Source organism: Enterococcus sp. DIV2385 (genome assembly GCF_051711925.1).
GTDB lineage: Bacteria > Bacillota > Bacilli > Lactobacillales > Enterococcaceae > Enterococcus > Enterococcus faecalis.
Map to the genome: position 1 here is coordinate 732,314 of NZ_JBIONV010000001.1, position 22,768 is coordinate 755,081.

The window sequence follows — 22,768 nt, forward strand, 5'->3', positions numbered from 1 at the left end:
AAGCAAATTTGCTATAATGAAAAATGAGAAAAAAGAAAGAAGGTCGAACCAATGATGGCAAGAGTCGAAAAGTTACGGGAGTTAATGAAAGAAAATAATTTACAAGGATTTTTAGTGACAAGTCCGTATAATTTACGTTATTTAACCAATTTTACTGGGACAACAGGCTTGGCAATGATTACATTAGATAAAGCTTTTTTTGTAACGGATTTTCGTTATACGGAACAAGCTGCGGAACAAGCAACTGGTTTTACTATCGTTAAAAACACAGGACATATTTTTGACGAAGTAGCAGATTTAGCTGAACGTTTGCAATTAGATAATTTAGCTTTTGAAGAAACGCAAGTTAGTTTCGCTGATTATAGCTTATTGGAAGAAATTTTACCATGTGAATTAGTTCCTGTAATGGGTTTGATTGAAGAATTAAGAGAAGTGAAAGATGAAGAAGAAGTAGCGATTATTGAAAAAGCGTGTGCCATCGCGGATCAAGGATTTGCCTTTGTCTTAGAGATGATTAAACCTGGAATGACAGAGATTGAAGTGGCTAATCAATTAGATTTCTTCATGCGTTCAAAAGGAGCCAGTGGTGTTTCTTTTGAGACAATTGTGGCCAGCGGTCTACGTTCAGCGATGCCACATGGCGTTGCTAGCCATAAAGTCATCGAAAAAGGTGAGTTAATCACTTTAGATTTCGGTTGTTATTATGAAGGCTATGTTTCTGATATGACACGGACATTCGCTATTGGTAGTATTCAGCCAAAACTAAAAGAAATTTATGATATTGTTTTAGAAGCACAATTAAAAGTGTTAGCAGAAGCTAAACCTGGGTTGACGGGCATTCAATTAGATGCGATTGCACGGGATCATATTGCTTCCTATGGCTATGGCGATGCGTTTGGCCACAGTACTGGTCATGGCATTGGATTAGAAATTCATGAAGGGCCAAATGTTTCATTCCGAGCAGATAAACAGTTTGTACCAGGGAATGTGATTACGGACGAACCTGGAATTTATTTGCCAGGAATTGGTGGCGTGCGTATTGAGGACGATTTATTGATTACTGCTGAAGGTAATCGTGTATTGACACACGCGCCAAAAGAATTAATCATTTTATAAAGGTTGGGAGAACATGGATATTCAAGAGTATCAGCGGTTTATTAGCGCGTTTTATAAAAAACGTAACTGGTATCAATATGATCCGTTTATTCGTTCCAACTTTTTAACAGAAGAAGTCGGCGAAGTTTGTCGGGCCATTCGGACAATTGAAATTGGCCGTGATCGACCGGATGAAACAGTTTTGGCAGATGAAGAGAATCTGGAAAATTTAACGGAAGAGTTAGGCGATGTGTTGGATAATTTATTTATTTTAGCGGATAAATATGACATCTCTTTAGAAATGATTATGCAAAAGCATCGGACGAAACTAATGGAACGTTATCCTGAAGAATAAAGACGTAAAAATAAGAAAGCCAAAATTACTTGGTCTTTCTTATTTTTACGTCTAAAGCCTTGAATTAGAAATTTATGACAAGAAATTATCTGTTCTTTTAGTCAGAACTTAGCTTTTCTGGTAGCGAAATAGGCTAATTAATGATAAACTAAGAACGAGTATTGATAAGCAAAATTTGGACGTTCTTTCACAACTAACTGAAGAAACCAGTGTTGTTTTAATTTTTAAGAATCATCCGTTGCTTAAAAGAGAATCCTTAAGAGACTTAGTGATTCATCAAATAAATCGTTTATTTAACGATTTTGTGCGTAATAGATAAGGAGGACAACCAAATGTCAGAAGAAAAAAATCTTGTAATCAATGCAAACGATTCTTTAGGAGAAATCGTGATCGCTCCTGAAGTCATTGAAGTAATTATCGGAATCGCTGCTTCAAAAGTAGAGGGCGTTTATGGGATGCGTGGCACGTTTGCCAATAATGTGAATGAATTATTAGGCCGTGCAGCACACGGCAAAGGTGTATATTTACGGACAGAAGAAGAAGGCTTAAAAGTCGATATCTATTGTTACTTGAACTACGGTGTTTCTGTACCAAAAGTTGCGTTAGAAATGCAAGACCGTGTGAAACAACAAGTCTTATTTATGACAGATATTGATTTAGTTGAAGTGAATATTCATGTTGTAGCGGTAGTACCTGAAAAAATCCCTCAACCAGACTTAAATGAATTATTCCCAGAAGATGAAGATGGAGAAGAGAATGAGTAAAACAGAATTAACCCGTCACGAGATTCGTGAAAAAGCGCTCCAAGCCCTTTTTCCTTTAGATTTTAATGCTGATTTAACCAAACAAGATGCCATTGATTATGCATTGGCTTATGATAATCGGGAAATCGTCAGTGAAGATGGCGAAGACCTAGTCCCTACGTATTTAGATTTACTTGTCGGCGGTGTGTGTAGCCGCAAAGCAGAACTAGACGAAGTGATTACGAACCATTTAGGTAATAACTGGTCTATGCAACGCTTAGCAAAAATAGATATTGTTATTTTACGTTTAGCTATTTTTGAAATGCTATACGTTTCAGATGTGCCAAACATTGTGGCATTAAATGAAGCCGTTGAGTTAAGTAAAAAATACAGCGACGACCGTTCACGTAAATTTGTTAATGGTGTGTTATCAAATGTAATGAAAGAAATTGATTCAGAGGCGTAAGCTCTGAATCTTTTTTTACTATCTAACTGGTGTTAAGATACTGGGTTATATGCTAAAATAAATACTATTAAAGAAGTAAAGAAACAATAGAGGGAGCGAAGGAATGAGTACAGTAATTAACGGTCGTGAATTAGCAGATCAAATGCAAGCAGAGATTCAAAAAGATGTAGAAAAGATGACACAACAAGGCATCCAACCAGGATTAGTTGTTTTATTAGTTGGGGAAAATCCTGCCAGCCAAACGTATGTGAGAAATAAAGAACGTGCAGCAGCCAAAATTGGCATTCTGTCAAAGGTCGAAAAACTGCCAGAAACTATTTCAGAAGAAGAATTATTGGCTGAGATTGACAAATATAATCAAGATTCACGCTTTCATGGCATTCTTGTACAACTACCTTTGCCAAAACATATTGATGAAGAAAAGATTTTATTAGCGATTGATCCCAAAAAAGATGTAGATGGGTTCCATCCAATGAATTTAGGCCGTTTGTTTGTAGGCAAACCTGAAATGATTCCTTGCACGCCGTATGGAATTATGAAGATGTTTGAAGCCTATGATATTGATTTAACAGGTAAACGTGCGGTGGTTATTGGTCGAAGTAATATTGTTGGCAAGCCAATAGCACAATTATTGTTAATGAAAAATGCGACCGTGACGATTGCCCATTCTAAAACTGAACATTTAGCAGAAGTTGCAAAAGAAGCGGATATTTTAGTTGTATCAATTGGACGCGGGCATTTTGTCACCAAAGAGTTCGTGAAACCAGGTGCGGTAGTGATTGATGTGGGTATGAATCGCAATCAAGAAGGAAAACTGATTGGTGATGTAGCATTCGATGAAGTTTCTGAAATTGCAAGCTATATCACACCAGTTCCCAAAGGTGTTGGCCCAATGACGATTACCATGTTAATGTATCAAACAGTCGAGGCAGCAAAAAAACAAAAGTAAGGTGAAAAAATGACGCAACAGTATTTAACAGTAACAGCCTTAACGAAGTATTTAAAACGTAAATTTGATGCAGACCCTTACTTAGGACGTGTCTATTTAACAGGTGAAATTTCGAACTTTCGCTTCCGAGCGAACGCGCATCAGTACTTCAGTTTAAAAGATGATCATGCGAAGATTTCTGCAATTATGTTTAAATCAGCCTTTCAAAAATTGAAGTTTCAACCAAAAGAAGGCATGAAAGTCATGGTGGTGGGGCGGATTTCGCTTTATGAAAACAGCGGCTCCTATCAAATTTATATTGAACATATGGAACCAGATGGTGTAGGTGCACTTTATCAAGCATTGGCAGAATTAAGAGAAAAACTAGGAAAAGAAGGACTTTTTGAAGGGCCTAAACAACAGTTGCCTCGTTATCCCAAACGAATCGCTGTGGTTACAAGTCCTAGTGGTGCTGTCATTCGGGATATCATTACGACAGTTAAAAGACGGTATCCGATTGCACAACTGGTCCTTTTTCCAACCTTGGTCCAAGGCGAGCAGGCGGCGGATGACATTGTGCGGAACATTCAGCGAGCCGATGCGCAAGGCGATTTTGATACGATGATCATCGGCCGTGGCGGTGGTTCAATCGAGGATTTATGGCCATTTAATGAAGAAAAGGTAGCTCGAGCCATTCATGCTGCTACCACACCGATTATTTCATCGGTTGGGCACGAAACAGATGTGACAATTGCCGATATGGTAGCAGATGTTCGTGCACCAACGCCAACGGCAGCAGCGGAACTAGCGGTACCAGTTTTAAATGAAGAACTATTAAGAATTAGTGAACGGCGTAGTCGTTTAGAACAAAGCTTTTTATATCTCTTACAACAACGAACAGAACGTTTCCAACGACTACAAAACTCTTATGTGTTTAAGCAACCTGAGCGACTTTATGAAGGTCAAACGATTAAATTAGATCGAATGACGCAACGTCTTTTCCAAGCAATGACAACAATTCATCACCAAAAACAACGTCAAGCCCAAGGAATTATCGCTCAATTGCAACAACAGACACCAAAGGGACAATTAAGAGAAAGTCAGCAACAATTGGCATTTTTACAACGAAACTTGCAAACACAAATGACACAATTGTTCCTAAACAAACAAAAGCAATTCACGTCTGCTGTTCAACAATTAGACTTACTCAGCCCACTCAAAATTATGGGTCGAGGATATAGTTATACTACAAAAGAGGACCGTGTCGTTAAAACTGTTACCGAGTTACAGCCAGCAGATCAATTAACGATTCATTATGCTGACGGTACAGTTCAAGCAAACGTCGAAACAATAACAGCGAAAAAAGAGGAGTTTTAACATGCCAGCAAAAGAAAAAACGTTTGAAGAATCATTAAATGCCTTAGAAGAAATCGTTCAGCGCTTAGAACGAGGAGATGTTCCTTTGGAAGAAGCCTTAGCTGCCTTTCAAGAGGGCATGGCATTAAGTAAACAATGTCAAGATACATTGGAAAAAGCGGAAAAAACTTTAACGAAAATGATGACAGAAAACAATGAAGAAATTGTTTTTGAAGAGAGCGAGGAAGCGTAATGACGAATTTTAGTCAACAGCATTTACCGTTGGTTGAAAAAGTCATGGTCGATTTTATCGCAGAATATACTGAAAATGAGCGTTTGAAAGAAGCAATGCTCTACTCAATACACGCAGGTGGCAAACGATTACGCCCGCTATTAGTGTTAACAACAGTGGCCGCTTTTCAAAAAGAGATGGAAACGCAAGACTATCAAGTGGCTGCCTCTTTAGAGATGATTCATACGTATTCATTAATTCATGATGATTTACCAGCAATGGATGATGATGATTTACGTCGTGGCAAACCAACCAATCATAAAGTGTTTGGTGAAGCGACTGCCATTTTAGCAGGGGACGGCTTATTAACAGGCGCGTTTCAGTTACTTTCTTTGAGTCAATTAGGCTTAAGTGAAAAAGTTTTACTGATGCAACAACTGGCAAAGGCAGCGGGGAATCAAGGCATGGTTGCCGGCCAAATGGGTGATATTGAAGGAGAAAAAGTCAGCTTGACTTTAGAAGAGTTAGCGGCTGTTCATGAAAAGAAAACTGGAGCGCTAATTGAATTCGCCTTAATTGCTGGGGGCGTATTAGCCAATCAAACAGAAGAAGTCATTGGTTTACTGACACAGTTTGCGCATCACTATGGCTTGGCTTTTCAAATTCGTGATGACTTATTAGATGCCACAAGTACAGAAGCAGATTTAGGTAAAAAAGTAGGCCGAGATGAAGCGTTGAATAAAAGTACGTATCCAGCTCTTCTAGGGATTGCTGGCGCGAAAGATGCGCTAACACATCAATTAGCAGAAGGCAGCGCTGTTTTAGAAAAAATCAAAGCAAATGTTCCCAACTTTTCAGAAGAACATTTAGCAAACTTGTTAACTCAGTTACAATTGAGATAGAAAGAAGGCACTTATGAAAAAAGAACGCGTCGATGTCTTGGCGTTTAATCAAGGACTATTTGAAACACGAGAAAAAGCCAAACGCAGCGTGATGGCTGGTTTGGTTTACAATGATAAAAATGAACGTTTAGATAAACCAGGGGAAAAAATTTCTGTGGAGACACCCTTACATACTAAGGGCCAAGTAATGCCTTATGTTTCTCGTGGGGGCTTAAAACTAGAGAAGGCACTAAATGTTTTTGCAATCAACGTTCAAGGTAAAACAATGCTAGATATTGGTTCCTCCACAGGTGGTTTTACCGATGTTGCTTTACAAAATGGGGCTCGTTTGAGTTACGCTTTAGATGTTGGCTATAACCAACTAGCATGGAAAATTCGGCAAGATGAACGCGTGGTGGTAATGGAACGTACCAATTTTCGCTATAGTAAACCTGAAGATTTCACCGAAGGGGTGCCGGATATTGCAACGATTGATGTTTCCTTTATTTCATTACGCTTAATTTTGCCACCTCTCCATGATATTTTGAAAAAAGGTGGTAGTGTGGTGGCGTTAATTAAGCCACAATTCGAAGCTGGCAAAGAGTTTGTTGGGAAAAAAGGAATCGTGCGTGATCCAGAAACCCATCAAATGGTTGTGGAGGAAATCACGCGCTTTGCCATGAATAATGGTTATGATGTGAAAAACTTGGATTTTTCACCAATCACTGGTGGCGAAGGAAACATTGAATTTTTGGCACATTTAGTTTCTGTTGAGGGAGAAGGATCCTATCAAGCAACAGAATCTATTGAAGAAGTTGTCGCGCATGCGCATCAAAAATTAGCGGAATGATGAGAAAAGTTAGAAGAAAGAAGTGGACGCCTATAGGTGAAAGCTTCTTTTTTGTATAAATCTAGTAATTCATCTTTTAAAATGCATAAAAATAAGCTATGATGAGGGCAAGAGTAAACTGAAAAGGAGAGCGGCGCCATGAGAAAGCAAGATAGACACCGTTTAATTACACGTTTATTGACTGAAAAAAATATTCAAAAGCAAGAAGATTTTGTCAACTACTTACAAGAAAAGGGCGTAGCTGTAACACAAGCAACAATTTCTCGCGACATTAAAGATATGAAACTGATCAAAGTTCCATCTGCAGAAGGGGGTTATCGATATAGCCTTCCATTAGAAACACAAGCTAATACGAGTGCTAAACTTGCAAAGCTTTTAAAAGATGCCTTTGTAGCTGCAGAACAAATGGAAAAATATGTCGTATTACGAACCATTCCTGGCAATGCGGCGGCGTGTGGTAGTTTAATCGAAAAGAATTACCAAGAGAAACTTTTTGCCGTCATCAACGATGATGATAGTGTCCTCATGATTGCACGAACTGAGGAAGCAGCAGAAAAACTTCATAAAGAGCTGTTAAGCTATCTATAAAGAATGAGGTGAACAAGATGTTACAAGAACTTTCCGTGAAAAATTTTGCGATTATCTCTTCGTTACAATTAGAGTTTCAAATGGGTATGACCGTTTTAACGGGAGAAACGGGTGCGGGGAAATCCATCATTATTGATGCAATGGGATTACTCACAGGCGGACGCGGCTCCAGTGACTATATTCGTCAAGGAGCAAATAAATGCACCTTAGAAGGACTTTTTTCAATGCCGAAAAGTCAAGAATTAAATCAATTATTAGAAGAATTAGGTATTGAAACAGAAGAAGATTCTTTAGTGATTCAACGAGATATTTCCGCTTCTGGTAAAAATGTTTGCCGTGTCAACGGACGAATTGTCAACATTACTAATTTAAAAAGAATTGGGGAATATTTAGTAGATATTCATGGCCAAAATGAACATCAAGAATTGATGCAAAGTGAACGCCATATTGATATGTTAGATGAATTTGGTGGGAAAAAGCTTTTAGCAGTCAAAGAAAAATATACACAGGCGTATCAAGAGTATCGCGCACTCGAAGCCAAAGTCAGAAAGCGACAAAAAAATGAAAAAGAATTTGCCCAAAGAATGGACATGCTTCATTTTCAAAGTGATGAAATTGCTAGTGCACAGTTAGTCGCTGGCGAAGAAGAACAATTGTTAGAAGAACGCAATAAACTGAACAATTTTCAAAAGATTGCTGATGCACTGACGATTAGTTATGCCGCGCTAAACGGTGAAGACGATAGTAGTTTGGATAAAATCGGAACAAGTATGAATGAACTCGCCTCGATTGAATCCCTTGATCCAGAATATAAAACATTGTCAGATACTGTTCAAAATGCTTACTACTTACTACAAGAAGCCAGTGGAGATCTTTCTAGGTTAATTGATGGCTTAGAACTAGACGAAGGTCGCTTGAATGAAGTAGAAAATCGTTTGGAATTAATCCGTCAAATGAAACGTAAATATGGCGATTCAATCGAAACGATTTTATCTTACTATGAAGAAATCACCAAAGAGTTAGCAGAGGCTGATTTTTTGGAAGGTGGTACAGGTGACTTAGAAGCGTTGCTTGCAGAGAAACAACAAGCGGCTCATCAACAAGCGTTAGCTTTACGAAAAGAACGAAAGCGCCTAGCCAAAGAGCTCGAACAACAAATTTTAACCGAATTAAAAGAACTATATTTGGAGCGAACTGAATTTGAAGTCCGCTTTACAGAACTTGAGCATTTACAAGAAAATGGCTTAGACGGAGTAGAATTTTATATTACTACTAACCCAGGGGAACCATTAAAACCGTTAGTTCGGGTGGCTTCTGGCGGAGAACTTTCGCGAGTGATGCTGGCTATGAAAACAATCTTTTCTCAAACGCAAGGGATCACTAGTATTGTTTTTGATGAAGTAGATACAGGAGTCAGTGGCCGAGTAGCACAGGCGATTGCCGATAAAATTTATCAAATTTCAGAAAATTCGCAGGTGTTGTGTATCACGCACTTGCCACAAGTGGCGGCCGTTGCCGATGAACATTATTTTATTGAAAAAGAAATCGTGGCGGGTCGGACAGAAACAAGCGTCCGAATTTTATCTGAAAAAGAGCGAGTAAACGAAATTGCGCGTATGCTCGCAGGAAGTGAAATTACGAAATTAACCATTGAACATGCACAAGAGCTGTTGGCGATGGCGAAAAAATAGCCGCTCTATTTGAGCAAGTAAAAAAACAGCCCCTTCAATTGATAGAAGGGACTGTTTTTTTACTTTTAATGTGTGAAAAAGTTCTCCAGTTTAAAGACTAAGAATCGCTGTTAAAACAGTTGAACCTACAATTGCGATCAGCATTAGCCAAACCACGACTTTCGTGATTTTTGAAAAGCGACTTTGTTCTTTGTCGTTCATAAATGACACGTCCTTTTTAATTTCTGCTAATAGTGTACAACCTTTTCCTGAAAACAGCAACCTAAAGTTATAAGAGATTCTTTTTCTTTAAAATTCGAATACTAATTATGCAGATTAAGGTAGTGATGGCAAAAATAATCCAAAAGGAATATTCATGCTCTGCAAAAGGGAGTTTCACATTCATGCCGTAAATTCCTCCGATGATGGTCGGAATGGTCAGGACAATTGTTAAGGATGTTAAAATTTTCATGACATTATTTAAGTTATTTGAAACGATTGCTGAAAAAGTATTACTAATGTTATCAACTAATTTTAGTTGTATTTTAGTTGTATTCAGTCCTTGTTCTAGTTCAATCAGAATATCCCTTAAAAATGGCAAATGTTTTTCTGGATGATTAAAAATTTCAGCGCTATATAAACGTTTTAATACTTTTAAATTATCCGTTAAAGCTGCTTCGAAATAAACTAGACTTTTTTGAATGTCCATAATCTGATACAATTGACTATTTTCTGTGGCTACTTGGAGCTCTCCTTCAAGTTTGTTGGTTTGTTGGATAAGTGCTTGTAAGTTTTTATTGAAGGAAAGGGCCATTTTCCATGAAAGGGCTAAAATTAAGGCCTTTTCAATAGAAAGATCTTGATGCGTGAACGCCTCTTTTTGGATCCCATGAACGATGTCGTTAGGCCCATTGCTAACAGTAATTAGTTTGTTATCGACGGTTGCGATTAAAGCAATCGGCACCGTTTCTACTTGCAGATAGCCACTAGGACTGATACTAGCTTTGGGATAACGAAATAAAAGTAACGTAGGCGTTTGTAATTTTTCGTGGCGGAAACCTTCCACTCGAGCATTTTCTTCATCATCTAAAACGCCGGTAAGATAATCTGTTGGTAAGTGGTATTGATTGACGAGACGCTCGATTTCTTCTTCTGTAGGAGATTCTACCGAAATCCAACTTAGGGCTTCATCGTCTGGTGAACAAGGTTCAAAATAGTCATTTTTCAATAATAAATAATTAATCAAAAGATTCACCCCGAATCAACATTTTTTGTTCTAAATCCATTATAATAGAAGTATGACACAATACGAGAAGAAAAGCTTATAAAAAACATTCAAAAATAAGTGCCCGCGATAGGTGAGGCCTCGTTTTGAAAATGGTTTGATAAGTAATCCGTTTTTTATATGAAAAAGCAAGCAAAAAGGGCTTTTAGCACATATATTTAAACGAAATGAAACATCTGTGTAACGTTGATGAAGTATAGTTATAGCAGGTGGAATGAAAGGATTTGTTGAGAGAATGGTGTCGTTTTCGGCAATAATGTTATTTTGGTATATTTTTCCGGTAATTGTGCTCTTTGCGTGCAATTTTCTCGTGTCCACTTTTTCCCTAACGGAACGTTGGAAAATAAAAGCACCGGATTTGGCCATTCCGTTTTTATTCATAGGGATCCATGAGTTATCCAAAGATAGTTATGATGAATCGATTATGCCGTATTTTGTGATTTCTATTTTGTTATTAGGAGTCGCTGTTGCCCTGTTTCAAGCTTATTATTATGGAGAGATTTTATATAGACGATATTTCAAGATGTTTTGGCGGTTGACGTTTTTACTAACGTTTGTGTTGTATGTGTTGCTTATCTTGCTAAATATCAGTCATTATCTACTGTAATAAAGCGTGGAGACAATAGGGGAAATACGCTGTGGGAAAATGTCCCCCACAACTCCCCACTCCGTGGGGTTTTTTTGTTATTTGTGGGGTTATTTTATAAAAAACATAGTAAAAACCTTGTTATAATAACATTTTTTGTTGGGTGATGCTTGTTACATAAAAACCTGTAAATATTACAGAAATTTTAAATAACAGTTAAAAAATAGAAGTTTTTAGATTTATAGTGGTAGAAAGTGGTGGGATGTGGTAGACTTGTTCTATCAAGTGGAAAAGCGGGTGTATTGGCTATGCTTATGGGTGAATACCAACATAATATCGATGCCAAAGGCCGCCTAATCGTTCCATCAAAGTTTCGTGAGGAACTTGGTGAAAAATTTGTGGTAACGAGAGGGATGGATGGCTGTTTATTTGGTTATCCTTTAAATGAATGGTCACAACTTGAAGCAAAACTTCAAGAAATGCCCTTAGCTAAGAAAGATGCACGTACCTTTGTACGATTCTTTTATTCCGCTGCAACAGAATGTGAGATTGATAAGCAAGGTCGTATCAATATTCCGGCGAATTTACGAACACATGCCAGTTTAGAAAAAGGCTGTGTTGTTATTGGCGTCTCTAACCGAATTGAAATTTGGAGTGACGAACGTTGGCATGCATTCTCTGATGAAGCTGAAGAAAACTTTGATGAATTAGCAGAAACAATGATTGATTTTGGATTTTAGGAATGAGGCAAATGATGACTGAAGAATTTCGCCATTACACCGTTCTTTTAAAAGAAACAGTGGATGGATTACAAGTGAAGCCGGATGGCGTATACGTAGATTGCACACTCGGTGGTGCCGGACATAGTGAATACTTACTGACACAATTGAATGAGCACGGTCATTTATATGCCTTTGATCAAGACCAAAAAGCGTTGGCACATGCTAAGACTCGTTTGCAGAAATATGTAGACAAAGGTCAAGTGACCTTCATCAAATCAAATTTTAGAAATATTAAAGAAGAATTGGCAGAACACGGGGTGTTCCACGTTGATGGGATTCTATACGATCTAGGTGTTTCTTCACCACAATTAGATGAAGCGGAACGTGGTTTTAGCTATCATCAAGACGCGCCCTTAGATATGCGCATGGATCAAGATGCACCCTTGACGGCTCGCGAAGTGGTGAATACGTATAGCTATAGTGAGTTAGTAAAAATTTTCTTTCGTTATGGGGAAGAGAAATTTTCGAAACAGATTGCTCGAGAAATTGAACGTGTTCGCGAAAAGCAACCAATTGAAACAACAGGTGAACTCGTTGAGATTATTAAGACGGCGATTCCAGCTCCAGCAAGACGCAAAGGTGGACATCCTGCAAAACGAATTTTCCAAGCAATTCGCATTGCCGTTAATGATGAATTAGGGGCAGTTGAAGAGTCGCTAGAACAAGCAATTGATTTGCTAGCGAAAAATGGCAGAATCAGTGTGATTACGTTCCATTCGTTAGAAGATCGTATTGTTAAAACAATGTTTAAAGAATACAGTACGGTACAAGATTTGCCACCAGGCATTCCAGTGGTACCAGAAGAATTTCAACCAGAATTAAAAGTAATTACCAGAAAACCAATTTTACCAAGTGACAGTGAGTTATCTGAGAATAATCGTTCACGAAGTGCGAAGTTACGCATTGCCGAAAAAATAAAATCTAGATAGAGAGAGGGGTAGACACATGGCTGAATTGAAGAAAGTAAATGATTTCCATTATGAAGCACCAGAAATGGATCAGCCAACTGTGGCAACAGAGCAAGACAGAAAAATGCAAGAGGAAACACTACCTGTCCCCACTCTATTACCCAAAAAGAAACTAAAAAATGTCTCTTTACTAGAAAAATTAATCGGTGTTGTATTAGTTTGTGCAACGATTGGTATTGCAATTGCGACAATTCAAGTAAGAACGACAATTGTCCAAACCATGAACGATATTACAGAAACACAAGCAGTCATTAAAGAAAAGGAAGATAACGCTTTGAAATTGGAACAAGAAAGAAGCGAACTTTCTAAATCAGATCGAATCAAAGATGTCGCTAAAAAACAAGGACTAGAAAATAACGGCGACAATGTTAGGACTGTTAAATAATGAGTAAAAGACATAAATTTAAACAATTCATGAAAAAGAAAAACTTAAATCCGATGAACAATCGTAAAAAAGTAGGCATCATTTTATTCGCTACGAGTATTGGATTGTTCTTTTTATTTGCCTTTAGAACGACATACATTGTGGCAACAGGCAAAGTAGCCGGTGTATCACTAAAGGAAAAAACAGCTTCTCTATATGAAGGAAGCCAAGTGGTAAAAGCTAAGCGAGGATCAATTTTAGATCGATATGGTAATCCAATTGCAGAAGATGCTACTTCCTATTCGTTATATGTCGTATTATCAAAAAAATATACGGGACAAAATAATGAAAAGCTATATGCGGAGAAAAAAGACTTCGATGATATTGCTGAAATTTTAGCGAAATATACCAAACTAGACAAAAAAACAGCATTGAAATACTTGAATAATGGGATCCATGAAGATGGGTCAACACAATATCAAGTGGAATTTGGTACGGGTGGTCAAAACATCACCTTGGAAACACGCCAAAAAATTGAAGCAGATTTGAAAAAGAAAAAAATTTCAGGTGTTTATTTCAATGAACATCCAGCCAGATTATATCCCAATGGTCAGTTTGCTTCTCACTTTATTGGCTATACAAAAGCAGCCAATCCAGATGATGATAAAGAAGGCTTAGTAGGCGCAATGGGACTAGAACAGACCTATAATGATATTTTAAGTGGAACCGATGGCCGTGTGTATTTTGAAAAAGATATTTATGGCAATGCCTTACCAGGAACTGTGGCGGAAGAGAAAAAAGCAGTGGATGGTCAAGATATTTACACGACGCTAGATAGTCGCTTGCAAAATACCTTAGAAGATTTAATGACGCAAGTTAATGAAAAATATGAACCAGTTTCTATGACTGCCATGTTAATGGAAGCAAAAACAGGCGAAATTGTTGCCATGTCTCAACGGCCAACATTTAATCCTGAAACGAAACAAGGGTTAGACGATAATGGCACGTGGCAGAACCTATTAGTTGAAAGTCCTTATGAACCAGGCTCAACAATCAAATTATTTACAACAGCTGCTTCTATGGAACAAGGACAGTTTAATCCTAATGAATTATTCAATCGTGTTGGTGGAATTCAGGTTGGGGATGTAACTGTGAATGACCATGACTACACTCGGTTGAACGGCAAAGAATATTTGAATTATCGTCAAGCCATTTCTTGGTCTAGTAATATTGGTATGGTAAAACTAGAACAAAAAATGGGTGATGAAAAATGGATGGAGTATTTGAAAAAATTTGGTTTTGGTACGAGCACGCATTCAGGTTTAAGTGGTGAATCTGCTGGTAAATTGCCAGGAACAAACTTTGTAGATAGAGCAATGTCGGCATTTGGTCAAGCAATTACGGTTACTAATTTCCAAATGATGAAAGGTTTCTCAGCTATTGCAAATGACGGTTCAATGTTGCAACCTCATTACATCAGCAAAATTGTTGACAAAAATACAGGAAAAGAAACGATTACGGAACCACAAATCGTAGGAACCCCAATCAAAGCGCAAACAGCTCAACAGATTCGTACGTACATGATTGATACTGTTGAAGACCCGACTTACGGGATTGCGTATGATATTTATAAAGTACCAGGCTATCATGTTGCTGCCAAAACAGGAACTGCCCAGATTTCAGATGGTAAAGGGTACGTTGATGGAGCAAGTCAAGTCTTGTCTTCTGTAGTGGAAATGGTCCCAGCGGATAATCCTGAATATGTTTTGTATATTACACTTAGACAAGCAAAATCAGGTTCGCCTTCAGAAGCAATGGCGGCAATTGCAAACCCATTAATGAAATTAGCGTTAGACATTAAAGAGACAGATCCGGAAACAACGAAAGTAGCTTCTGATAAAGTCACAGTTGCTGATTATAAAAACATGACACCAGCGGAAGCGTTGGCCAATGCCAAAGTGAACGGGGTGGATCCTGTGATTATCGGTGATGGTGAAAAAATCAAGAAACAATCAACACCGTCTGGTCAAACATTAATGCCTAATCAGAAATTGATTTTGATCACAAATGGAACGAACTATATGCCTGATTTAACCGGCTGGTCGAAGAGCGATGTTACCAAGTTTGGTGATCTATTAGGTTTGACTGTCGAGTTTAAAGGTGAAGGCTATGTGACGAAACAAAGTATCGCTGCTGAAACTGAAATTACGGAGAAAAAATTAACCGTGACTTTAGAAGGCACAGAATAATAACGTAGAATAATTAGGAGAGATAACATGGAGTGGACACAGATTTTTATTCCCATAGTGGTGAGTTTTGCCATTACAGTGAGCGTAATGCCACTATTCATTGGCTATTTTCAAATGAAAAAACAAGGGCAGGTTACTCGTGAAGATGGCCCGACTTGGCATAGCGTGAAAACAGGTACCCCTACAATGGGGGGAGTCGTTTTCCTTGTAGCCAGCTTGATTACTTCATTAGCAATGGGGTTGTTCTTCCACCAATTTACGCCGTCTCTACTAATTATTCTATTTATTTTAGTATTATACGGTTTGTTAGGATATTTAGATGATTTCATTAAAGTCTTTAAAAAACGGAACATGGGCTTAAACTCTCGTCAAAAATTAATTGGTCAAATTTTTGGTGGGTTGGTTTTCTACTTTGTTTATCGAAGTGAAGGCTTTTCAGACACCTTAGATTTGTTTGGATTAGCAGAAGTTCCGTTAGGTATTTTTTATGGCGTGTTTATTATTTTTTGGTTAGTCGGTTTTTCTAATGCCGTGAATTTGACAGATGGGATTGACGGCTTAGTTGCTGGTTTAGGAACAATTTCATTTGGTACTTATGCAATTATTGCCTGGAAACAACAACAATTTGATGTTGTGATTATCTGCCTAAGTGTGATTGGTGGGCTGATTGGCTTTTTCCCTTATAATAGAAAACCAGCAAAAATTTTCATGGGTGATGTTGGTTCATTAGCATTAGGTGGATTGTTAGCAGCAATTTCAATTATTTTGCATCAAGAATGGACGCTACTTTTAATTGGACTTGTCTACGTTTGTGAAACAGCAAGTGTTATTTTACAAGTTGCTTCATTTAAATTATTTGGTCGACGGATTTTTAAAATGTCACCAGTTCATCACCATTTTGAAATGTGTGGTTGGTCTGAATGGAAAATTGATTTTGTCTTTTGGTCTGTCGGTTTAATCTGTTCAGGAATCACATTATGGATTCTTTTCTAATCTATCAAAGGGGAAATTGACAATGAAAAAAATAACAACCTATCAAAACAAAAAAGTGTTGGTTTTAGGACTAGCTAAAAGTGGTGTCAGCGCAGCGAAACTCTTACATGAGTTAGGTGCGCTCGTTACCGTTAATGACGCAAAACAATTTGATCAAAACCCTGACGCCCAAGATTTATTAACCTTGGGTATTCGTGTTGTTACAGGGGGGCATCCAATTGAATTGTTGGATGAAGAATTTGAACTAATTGTTAAAAATCCTGGCATTCCTTATACAAACCCACTTGTGGCAGAAGCACTAACTCGGAAAATTCCTATCATAACTGAGGTGGAATTAGCAGGTCAAATTGCCGAATGTCCAATTGTCGGCATTACGGGCACCAATGGCAAAACAACCACGACCACGATGATTGGTTTACTGCTAAACGCTGACAGAACGGCTGGTGAGGCACGTTTGGCGGGAAATATTGGTTTTCCAGCGAGTACGGTGGCTCAAGAAGCAACGGCCAAGGATGATCTTGTGATGGAACTTTCTAGTTTTCAGTTAATGGGAATTGAGACGTTTCACCCACAAATCGCAGTAATTACAAATATTTTTGAAGCACACTTGGATTATCATGGTTCGCGGAAAGAATATGTTGCTGCAAAATGGGCCATTCAAAAAAACATGACCGCAGAGGACACCTTGATTTTAAATTGGAATCAAGTAGAGCTTCAAACGTTAGCTAAAACCACAGCAGCCAACGTATTGCCTTTTTCAACGAAAGAAGCAGTAGAAGGGGCTTATCTTTTAGAGGGGAAATTATATTTTAATGAAGAATATATTATGCCCGCCGATGAGCTAGGGATTCCTGGCAGTCACAATATTGAAAATGCACTCGCAGCGATTTGTGTAGCTAAATTAAAAAATGTATCGAATGCTCAGATTAGACAAACTTTGACAAACTTTTCAGGCGTTCCCCATCGAACGCAATTTGTTGGCGAAGTTCAGCAAAGACGTTTTTATAACGATTCAAAAGCAACCAATATTTTAGCTACAGAGATGGCGTTAAGTGGGTTTGACAACCAAAAGCTACTTTTACTTGCGGGTGGCTTGGATCGCGGTAACTCATTTGATGAATTGGTTCCTGCTCTGCTGGGACTCAAAGCAATTGTTTTATTTGGAGAAACCAAAGAAAAATTGGCGGAAGCTGCTAAAAAAGCGAACATTGAAACAATTTTATTTGCTGAAAATGTTCAAACGGCGGTTACCATTGCCTTTGATTATTCGGAAAAAGATGATACTATTTTACTATCACCTGCTTGCGCAAGTTGGGACCAATACCCGAATTTTGAAGTACGCGGGGAAGCCTTTATGCAAGCTGTTCAACAATTAAAAGAAAGTGAAATGTGAGAAAATGAAGATACTAGTAACTGGTGGTGGCACAGGTGGGCATATCTATCCTGCGTTATCCTTCGTCGAACACGTCAAAAAAGAAGCACCTGCAACAGAATTCTTGTATGTGGGAACAGAAAATGGTCTAGAAAGTCAAATTGTGCCAAAGGCGAAAATTCCATTTAAAACGATTAAAATTCAAGGATTCAAGCGTTCGCTAAGTCCTCAAAATTTTAAAACAATTTATTTATTTTTAACAAGCATTAATAAAGCAAAAAAAATTATTCGTGAATTTCAACCAGATGTGGTCATTGGTACAGGTGGTTATGTTTCTGGTGCAGTAGTTTATGCGGCCCACCAATTGAAAATACCGACAATTATTCATGAACAAAATAGTATCCCCGGAATGACAAATAAATTTTTAAGTCGTTATGTGGATAAAATTGCGATTTGTTTTCCAGATGTCGCTAGTTTTTTCCCGAAAGAAAAAACAATTTTAACAGGGAACCCGCGGGGACAAGAAGTCGTAACGGTGAAAAAGTCAGCTATTTTATCAGAGTTTGGCTTGGATCCAGCAAAGAAAACGGTGGTTTTATTTGGCGGAAGTCGTGGCGCCTTGAAAATCAATCAAGCGTTTGAACAGGCCTTTCCTTTGTTTGAAGAGAGAGAGTATCAAGTTTTATACGCTTCAGGAGAAAGATATTATCAGGAACTTCAAGAAAGTCTAAAGCTTTCTGAAAAGAAATTGACAAACATAAGTGTGCAACCGTATATTGATAAAATGGTTGAAGTGATGGCTAATACCGATTTAATGGTGGGACGTGCAGGAGCAACCTCAATTGCGGAGTTCACCGCATTAGGATTACCAGCAATTTTAATTCCGAGTCCTTACGTCACGAATGATCATCAAACGAAAAACGCGCAAAGCTTAGTAAAAGTTGGTGCTGTTGAAATGATTCCAGATGCAGAATTGACCGGCGCTCGTTTAGTTGCGGCAATTGATGATATTTTATTAAACAATGAAAAAAGACAACAGATGGCAACGGCGTCCAAAGGGGAAGGCATCCCAGATGCAAGTGATCGTTTATATCAAGTTGTGAAAACGTTAGTCTGAGATAGGAGGTGTGGAAGATTAGTAACGAGAACGATATATTCAAAAAAAGAAAACCATTACCTCCAAAAAAATCGGAAGAGTCTCAACCTGAACTGACACCTTGGCAAAAACAAAACCAAGAATATTTGAAGAAGCAAGCGGAAGAAGCTGCTTTAAAAGGTGAAAACGAACAAGCAGAAGTCACCATCACTTTACAAGAACAAAGTCAAGAAGAGCCTCAACAACATCTTCCACAAGAAACAGTGGAAGAAGAGGAGCATTTTGCAGATCGTTTACCGAACGTTAAGAAAACACGGAACAAGCGCTTATACAGGCGTTTAGCCTTTATTTTAACTTGTTTAGGGACAGCCATTTTAGTGGCATTGTATTTTGTTTCGCCTCTTAGTCGATTGAGTGAAGTAACAGTTTCAGGCAACAAAAGTGTGGAGAGTCAAGCGATTATTCAGCAGTCAAAACTTGAAACGGGCAGTGGCTTATGGGAGCAGTATTCAAATAGAAATTATTTTTCTGCAAATATTCAGAAAAAGTTTCCAATTATAAAAAAGGCGAACATTAAGTTAAATGGTATTAATTCATTTAAAATTGATATTCAAGAGTATCAAATTGTCGCTCTTGCTGCGACTAAAGGCGGCTATCATCCGATTTTAGAGAATGGTAAAACTTTGGCGGAAACCACCAAAGCTGCTGAAAGTGGCAAACCAATTTTTGAGAATTTCAAAGAGGATAAATTAATCCCTGAATTAATGGCCTCTTACAACAAATTACCTCAAGAAATTAAACAAGGAATTTCAGAAATTAAATATGCACCATCCAAAACCAATAAAGACTTGATTAATGTCTATATGAATGATGGAAATCGAGTGATTGTTAATATTTCTGATTTAAGTGAAAAAATGGCTTATTATTCACAAGTAGCCGAGCAAATGGACAAACCTGGAATCGTTGATATGGAAGTCGGCATTTTTTCTTATCCGTATGAAAAAGAAAGTGAAGAAACGGGCAGTGAAGTTTCCGAAGATTCAGCGGTTGAAAATCAAGAAGTTGAGGACCCAAATGCAGGCGTAGCAACGGATGAAGCGAATAACGGTACGCCGACAAATGGAGAAAATCAAGAAGTGCAACAAGCAGAATAAGTTTTTTACAAAAATGTTTCAAAAATTAACGAACAAATTCGTATAATCTGCTTTCTAAAACCCCCATTTTTATGGTAAAATTGGAAGAAGTGAATAATACTAAAAAAGAGATAGTTAAACGGACGCCTTTGTCCGCTTAGATATTGGAATTAATAGGAGGAGGAATTCCGTTCATGGCAAAAACAGGAATGTATGTAGGCCTCGATATTGGTACAACTTCTGTCAAAGTAGTTGTCGCTGAATATATTGAAGGTCAAATGAACATCATCGGCGTTGGAAATGCAAAATCAGACGGTTTGAATCGAGGGATTGTCGTCGATATTGATCAAACAGTTCAAGCAATCCAACGGGCCGTTCGACAAGCCGAAGAAAAAGCCGGCATTCAAATTAAAAGCGTAAATGTTGGATTACCAGCGAATTTATTAGAAGTAGAAAGCTGTCAAGGAATGATAGCTGTTAGCAGTGAATCAAAAGAAATTACAGATGAGGATGTGCGCAACGTCGCATCTGCAGCTTTGGTTCGTTCAACTCCTCCTGAACGTCAAATTGTTGCAATCTTACCGCAAGACTTTACCGTCGACGGCTTTGAAGGCATCAAAGACCCACGTGGAATGCTTGGCGTTCGCATGGAGATGTTTGGCGTTGTCTATACTGGACCAAAAACAATCATCCATAACATCCGTAAATGTGTTGAAAAAGCTGGCTTAGGAATTAACGAATTAGTGATTACACCGCTTGCTTTAACGGAAACAATTTTAACAGATGGCGAAAAAGACTTTGGAACAATTGTCATTGATATGGGTGGCGGTCAAACAACGACATCTGTTATCCACGACAAACAATTGAAATTTACTCATGTTAACCAAGAAGGCGGCGAGTTCATCACGAAAGATATCTCAATCGTATTGAATACTTCTTTTAACAACGCCGAAGCCTTAAAAATTAATTATGGGGATGCTTATCCAGAAAGAACTTCAGCAAACGAAGAGTTTCCTGTTGATGTTATCGGTAAGTCAGAGCCTGTAAGAGTGGACGAACGTTACCTTTCAGAAATTATTGAAGCGCGTGTGGAACAAATTTTGAGAAAATCAAAAGAAGTTCTGGATGAAATTGATGCGTTTGAATTACCTGGAGGCGTTGTGTTAACTGGTGGCGCCGCTAGTATGCCAGGTATTGTCGATTTGGCGCAAGAAATTTTTGAAGCCAACGTAAAACTATACGTACCAAATCACATGGGCTTACGTAACCCAGTCTTTGCTAATGTCATTAGCATTGTGGAATATTCAGCGCAACTAAACGATATTTATCACATTGCCAAATATGCAATCCCTGGTGAAAAATCGAAACCAGCACAATCAGTCGCTGTCCAACAAGAAGTTCGCTATGACACATATGCTGAACAGCCTCAAGAAGAATACGAAGAATTCAACGAACGTGAGTCTGGTGAAAAAGTGACAGGCAAAATCAAAGACTTCTTCTCGAACATTTTCGACTAATCACACAAACAGGAGGATACGATATCATGGAATTTTCATTAGACAATAACATTAACAACGGTGCAGTCATTAAAGTTATCGGTGTAGGTGGCGGCGGCGGAAACGCTGTAAACCGTATGATCGAAGAAAACGTTAAAGGCGTGGAATTTATCACAGCCAATACAGACGTTCAAGCATTAAAACATTCAAAAGCAGAAACAGTGATTCAATTAGGCCCTAAATACACTCGTGGTTTAGGTGCTGGTTCACAACCTGAAGTTGGCCAAAAAGCTGCAGAAGAAAGTGAACAAGTGATTTCAGAATCATTACAAGGCGCGGATATGATTTTCATTACTGCTGGTATGGGTGGCGGAACTGGTACAGGTGCTGCCCCAGTAGTTGCAAAAATCGCTAAAGAATTAGGCGCTTTAACAGTTGGTGTAGTAACTCGTCCATTTAGTTTTGAAGGTCCAAAACGTGGTCGTTTTGCCGCTGAAGGAATTGCCTTATTAAAAGAAAACGTTGATACACTACTAATTATCTCAAACAACCGCTTATTAGAAGTCGTTGACAAGAAAACGCCAATGCTTGAAGCATTTAGAGAAGCTGATAATGTATTACGTCAAGGTGTTCAAGGGATTTCAGATTTAATCACTGCACCAGGTTACGTAAACTTGGACTTTGCTGACGTGAAAACAGTGATGGAAAACCAAGGAACAGCTTTAATGGGAATTGGTGTAGCGAGCGGCGAAGAACGCGTAATTGAAGCAACGAAAAAAGCTATTTCTTCACCATTGTTAGAAACATCAATCGATGGTGCGGAACAAGTCTTATTAAACATTACTGGTGGCTTAGACATGACCTTGTTTGAAGCGCAAGATGCTTCAGATATCGTTACAAATGCTGCTTCAGGTGATGTGAACATCATCCTAGGTACATCAATCAATGAAGATTTAGGCGACGAAATTCGTGTAACAGTAATCGCTACAGGTATTGATGAATCAAAAAAGGATAGAAAACCGCACCGTCAAACAAGACAAGCGGTTCAACCAATGCAACAAACAACTCAATCTGTGGAAATGGATCAACCAAAATCACAAGAAGAAGCAAGTGCTTTTGGCGATTGGGATATTCGCAGAGAACAAAATACACGTCCAAAAGTTGATGAATCTTCATTAGAACAAGTAGACAAAAAAGAATTTGACACATTCCACCGTGAAGAACCAAATCACAATGATGACGAATTAAGTACGCCACCATTTTTCCGCAGAAAACGATAA

Annotated in this window: 24 protein-coding genes; 22 read left to right on the forward strand and 2 right to left on the reverse strand. The window is 38.2% G+C overall.

From position 1 onward, the window contains the following. The first annotated feature begins 51 nt into the window (after positions 1-51). The 11 genes from IGM04_RS03535 to recN all read left to right on the forward strand — a co-directional run bounded on the left by IGM04_RS03535 (position 52) and on the right by recN (position 9,185). On the forward strand, positions 52-1,116 hold the full coding sequence (locus IGM04_RS03535; RefSeq protein ID WP_002391500.1) for a M24 family metallopeptidase: 1,065 nt from the start codon (positions 52-54) through the stop codon (positions 1,114-1,116). A gap of 13 nt (positions 1,117-1,129) precedes the next feature. Further along, entirely contained in the window at positions 1,130-1,450 is a 321-nt protein-coding gene (locus IGM04_RS03540) for a MazG nucleotide pyrophosphohydrolase domain-containing protein (RefSeq protein ID WP_002355872.1), read from the forward strand. A gap of 332 nt (positions 1,451-1,782) precedes the next feature. Next, positions 1,783-2,214, forward strand: a complete 432-nt coding sequence (locus tag IGM04_RS03545; protein ID WP_002355874.1) for an Asp23/Gls24 family envelope stress response protein — start codon at positions 1,783-1,785, stop codon at positions 2,212-2,214. Further along, positions 2,207-2,659, forward strand: a complete 453-nt coding sequence (gene nusB / locus IGM04_RS03550; RefSeq protein WP_002355875.1) for a transcription antitermination factor NusB — start codon at positions 2,207-2,209, stop codon at positions 2,657-2,659. Before IGM04_RS03545 ends, nusB begins: the two co-directional genes overlap by 8 nt. 103 nt (positions 2,660-2,762) lie before the next feature. Continuing rightward, positions 2,763-3,608 carry a bifunctional methylenetetrahydrofolate dehydrogenase/methenyltetrahydrofolate cyclohydrolase gene (locus IGM04_RS03555; protein WP_086317712.1) on the forward strand — a complete coding sequence of 282 codons (846 nt, stop codon included), beginning with the start codon at positions 2,763-2,765 and terminating at the stop codon, positions 3,606-3,608. 9 nt (positions 3,609-3,617) lie between these two features. Further along, the gene (gene xseA, locus IGM04_RS03560) at positions 3,618-4,964 is read left to right on the forward strand and encodes an exodeoxyribonuclease VII large subunit (RefSeq protein WP_086317713.1); all 1,347 of its coding nucleotides are present in this window, start codon (positions 3,618-3,620) and stop codon (positions 4,962-4,964) included. A 1-nt stretch (position 4,965) separates the two neighbouring features. Then, positions 4,966-5,196 carry an exodeoxyribonuclease VII small subunit gene (locus tag IGM04_RS03565; protein ID WP_002355878.1) on the forward strand — a complete coding sequence of 77 codons (231 nt, stop codon included), beginning with the start codon at positions 4,966-4,968 and terminating at the stop codon, positions 5,194-5,196. Next, positions 5,196-6,077 carry a polyprenyl synthetase family protein gene (locus tag IGM04_RS03570; RefSeq protein WP_002355879.1) on the forward strand — a complete coding sequence of 294 codons (882 nt, stop codon included), beginning with the start codon at positions 5,196-5,198 and terminating at the stop codon, positions 6,075-6,077. The genes IGM04_RS03565 and IGM04_RS03570 overlap by 1 nt, the downstream gene beginning before the upstream one ends. A 13-nt stretch (positions 6,078-6,090) precedes the next feature. After that, positions 6,091-6,906 carry a TlyA family RNA methyltransferase gene (locus IGM04_RS03575; protein WP_002355880.1) on the forward strand — a complete coding sequence of 272 codons (816 nt, stop codon included), beginning with the start codon at positions 6,091-6,093 and terminating at the stop codon, positions 6,904-6,906. A gap of 138 nt (positions 6,907-7,044) precedes the next feature. Beyond that, the gene (locus IGM04_RS03580; protein ID WP_002358881.1) at positions 7,045-7,494 is read left to right on the forward strand and encodes an arginine repressor; all 450 of its coding nucleotides are present in this window, start codon (positions 7,045-7,047) and stop codon (positions 7,492-7,494) included. Between the two features lie 17 nt (positions 7,495-7,511). Further along, positions 7,512-9,185 carry a DNA repair protein RecN gene (recN, locus tag IGM04_RS03585; protein ID WP_086317714.1) on the forward strand — a complete coding sequence of 558 codons (1,674 nt, stop codon included), beginning with the start codon at positions 7,512-7,514 and terminating at the stop codon, positions 9,183-9,185. A gap of 90 nt (positions 9,186-9,275) precedes the next feature. Here recN and IGM04_RS03590 read toward each other — a convergent pair whose 3' ends face one another. Together IGM04_RS03590 and IGM04_RS03595 are read right to left on the reverse strand one after the other, a co-directional pair. Then, a complete protein-coding gene (locus tag IGM04_RS03590) occupies positions 9,276-9,386 on the reverse strand; it encodes a DUF4044 domain-containing protein (protein ID WP_002383399.1) in 111 nt (36 codons plus the stop codon). Between the two features lie 67 nt (positions 9,387-9,453). After that, positions 9,454-10,419, reverse strand: coding sequence for a magnesium transporter CorA family protein (locus IGM04_RS03595; RefSeq protein WP_002386196.1), 966 nt, complete (start codon positions 10,417-10,419; stop codon positions 9,454-9,456). A 244-nt stretch (positions 10,420-10,663) separates the two neighbouring features. On the opposite strand from IGM04_RS03595, the gene IGM04_RS03600 reads away from it, so the two are divergent. The 11 genes from IGM04_RS03600 to ftsZ all read left to right on the forward strand — a co-directional run bounded on the left by IGM04_RS03600 (position 10,664) and on the right by ftsZ (position 22,768). Continuing rightward, complete coding sequence (locus tag IGM04_RS03600; protein WP_002383401.1) at positions 10,664-11,056, forward strand: DUF3397 domain-containing protein; 393 nt, start codon at positions 10,664-10,666, stop codon at positions 11,054-11,056. Between the two features lie 233 nt (positions 11,057-11,289). Continuing rightward, positions 11,290-11,775 carry a division/cell wall cluster transcriptional repressor MraZ gene (gene mraZ, locus IGM04_RS03605; protein WP_002383402.1) on the forward strand — a complete coding sequence of 162 codons (486 nt, stop codon included), beginning with the start codon at positions 11,290-11,292 and terminating at the stop codon, positions 11,773-11,775. 14 nt (positions 11,776-11,789) lie between these two features. Then, on the forward strand, positions 11,790-12,746 hold the full coding sequence (gene rsmH, locus IGM04_RS03610; RefSeq protein ID WP_002355891.1) for a 16S rRNA (cytosine(1402)-N(4))-methyltransferase RsmH: 957 nt from the start codon (positions 11,790-11,792) through the stop codon (positions 12,744-12,746). 16 nt (positions 12,747-12,762) lie between these two features. After that, positions 12,763-13,170, forward strand: coding sequence for a cell division protein FtsL (gene ftsL / locus IGM04_RS03615; protein ID WP_002358883.1), 408 nt, complete (start codon positions 12,763-12,765; stop codon positions 13,168-13,170). Continuing rightward, positions 13,170-15,398, forward strand: a complete 2,229-nt coding sequence (locus IGM04_RS03620) for a penicillin-binding protein (RefSeq protein ID WP_002381310.1) — start codon at positions 13,170-13,172, stop codon at positions 15,396-15,398. The genes ftsL and IGM04_RS03620 overlap by 1 nt, the downstream gene beginning before the upstream one ends. Before the next feature lie 27 nt (positions 15,399-15,425). Further along, positions 15,426-16,391 carry a phospho-N-acetylmuramoyl-pentapeptide-transferase gene (gene mraY / locus IGM04_RS03625; RefSeq protein WP_086317715.1) on the forward strand — a complete coding sequence of 322 codons (966 nt, stop codon included), beginning with the start codon at positions 15,426-15,428 and terminating at the stop codon, positions 16,389-16,391. A gap of 22 nt (positions 16,392-16,413) precedes the next feature. Then, a complete protein-coding gene (gene murD, locus IGM04_RS03630; RefSeq protein WP_002397923.1) occupies positions 16,414-17,784 on the forward strand; it encodes a UDP-N-acetylmuramoyl-L-alanine--D-glutamate ligase in 1,371 nt (456 codons plus the stop codon). Between the two features lie 4 nt (positions 17,785-17,788). Continuing rightward, the gene (gene murG / locus IGM04_RS03635) at positions 17,789-18,880 is read left to right on the forward strand and encodes an undecaprenyldiphospho-muramoylpentapeptide beta-N-acetylglucosaminyltransferase (protein ID WP_002378131.1); all 1,092 of its coding nucleotides are present in this window, start codon (positions 17,789-17,791) and stop codon (positions 18,878-18,880) included. An 8-nt stretch (positions 18,881-18,888) separates the two neighbouring features. Beyond that, entirely contained in the window at positions 18,889-20,013 is a 1,125-nt protein-coding gene (locus tag IGM04_RS03640; protein ID WP_010818305.1) for a cell division protein FtsQ/DivIB, read from the forward strand. 173 nt (positions 20,014-20,186) lie between these two features. Next, the gene (ftsA, locus tag IGM04_RS03645; RefSeq protein ID WP_002355898.1) at positions 20,187-21,509 is read left to right on the forward strand and encodes a cell division protein FtsA; all 1,323 of its coding nucleotides are present in this window, start codon (positions 20,187-20,189) and stop codon (positions 21,507-21,509) included. A gap of 26 nt (positions 21,510-21,535) precedes the next feature. After that, on the forward strand, positions 21,536-22,768 hold the full coding sequence (ftsZ, locus tag IGM04_RS03650; RefSeq protein WP_002355899.1) for a cell division protein FtsZ: 1,233 nt from the start codon (positions 21,536-21,538) through the stop codon (positions 22,766-22,768).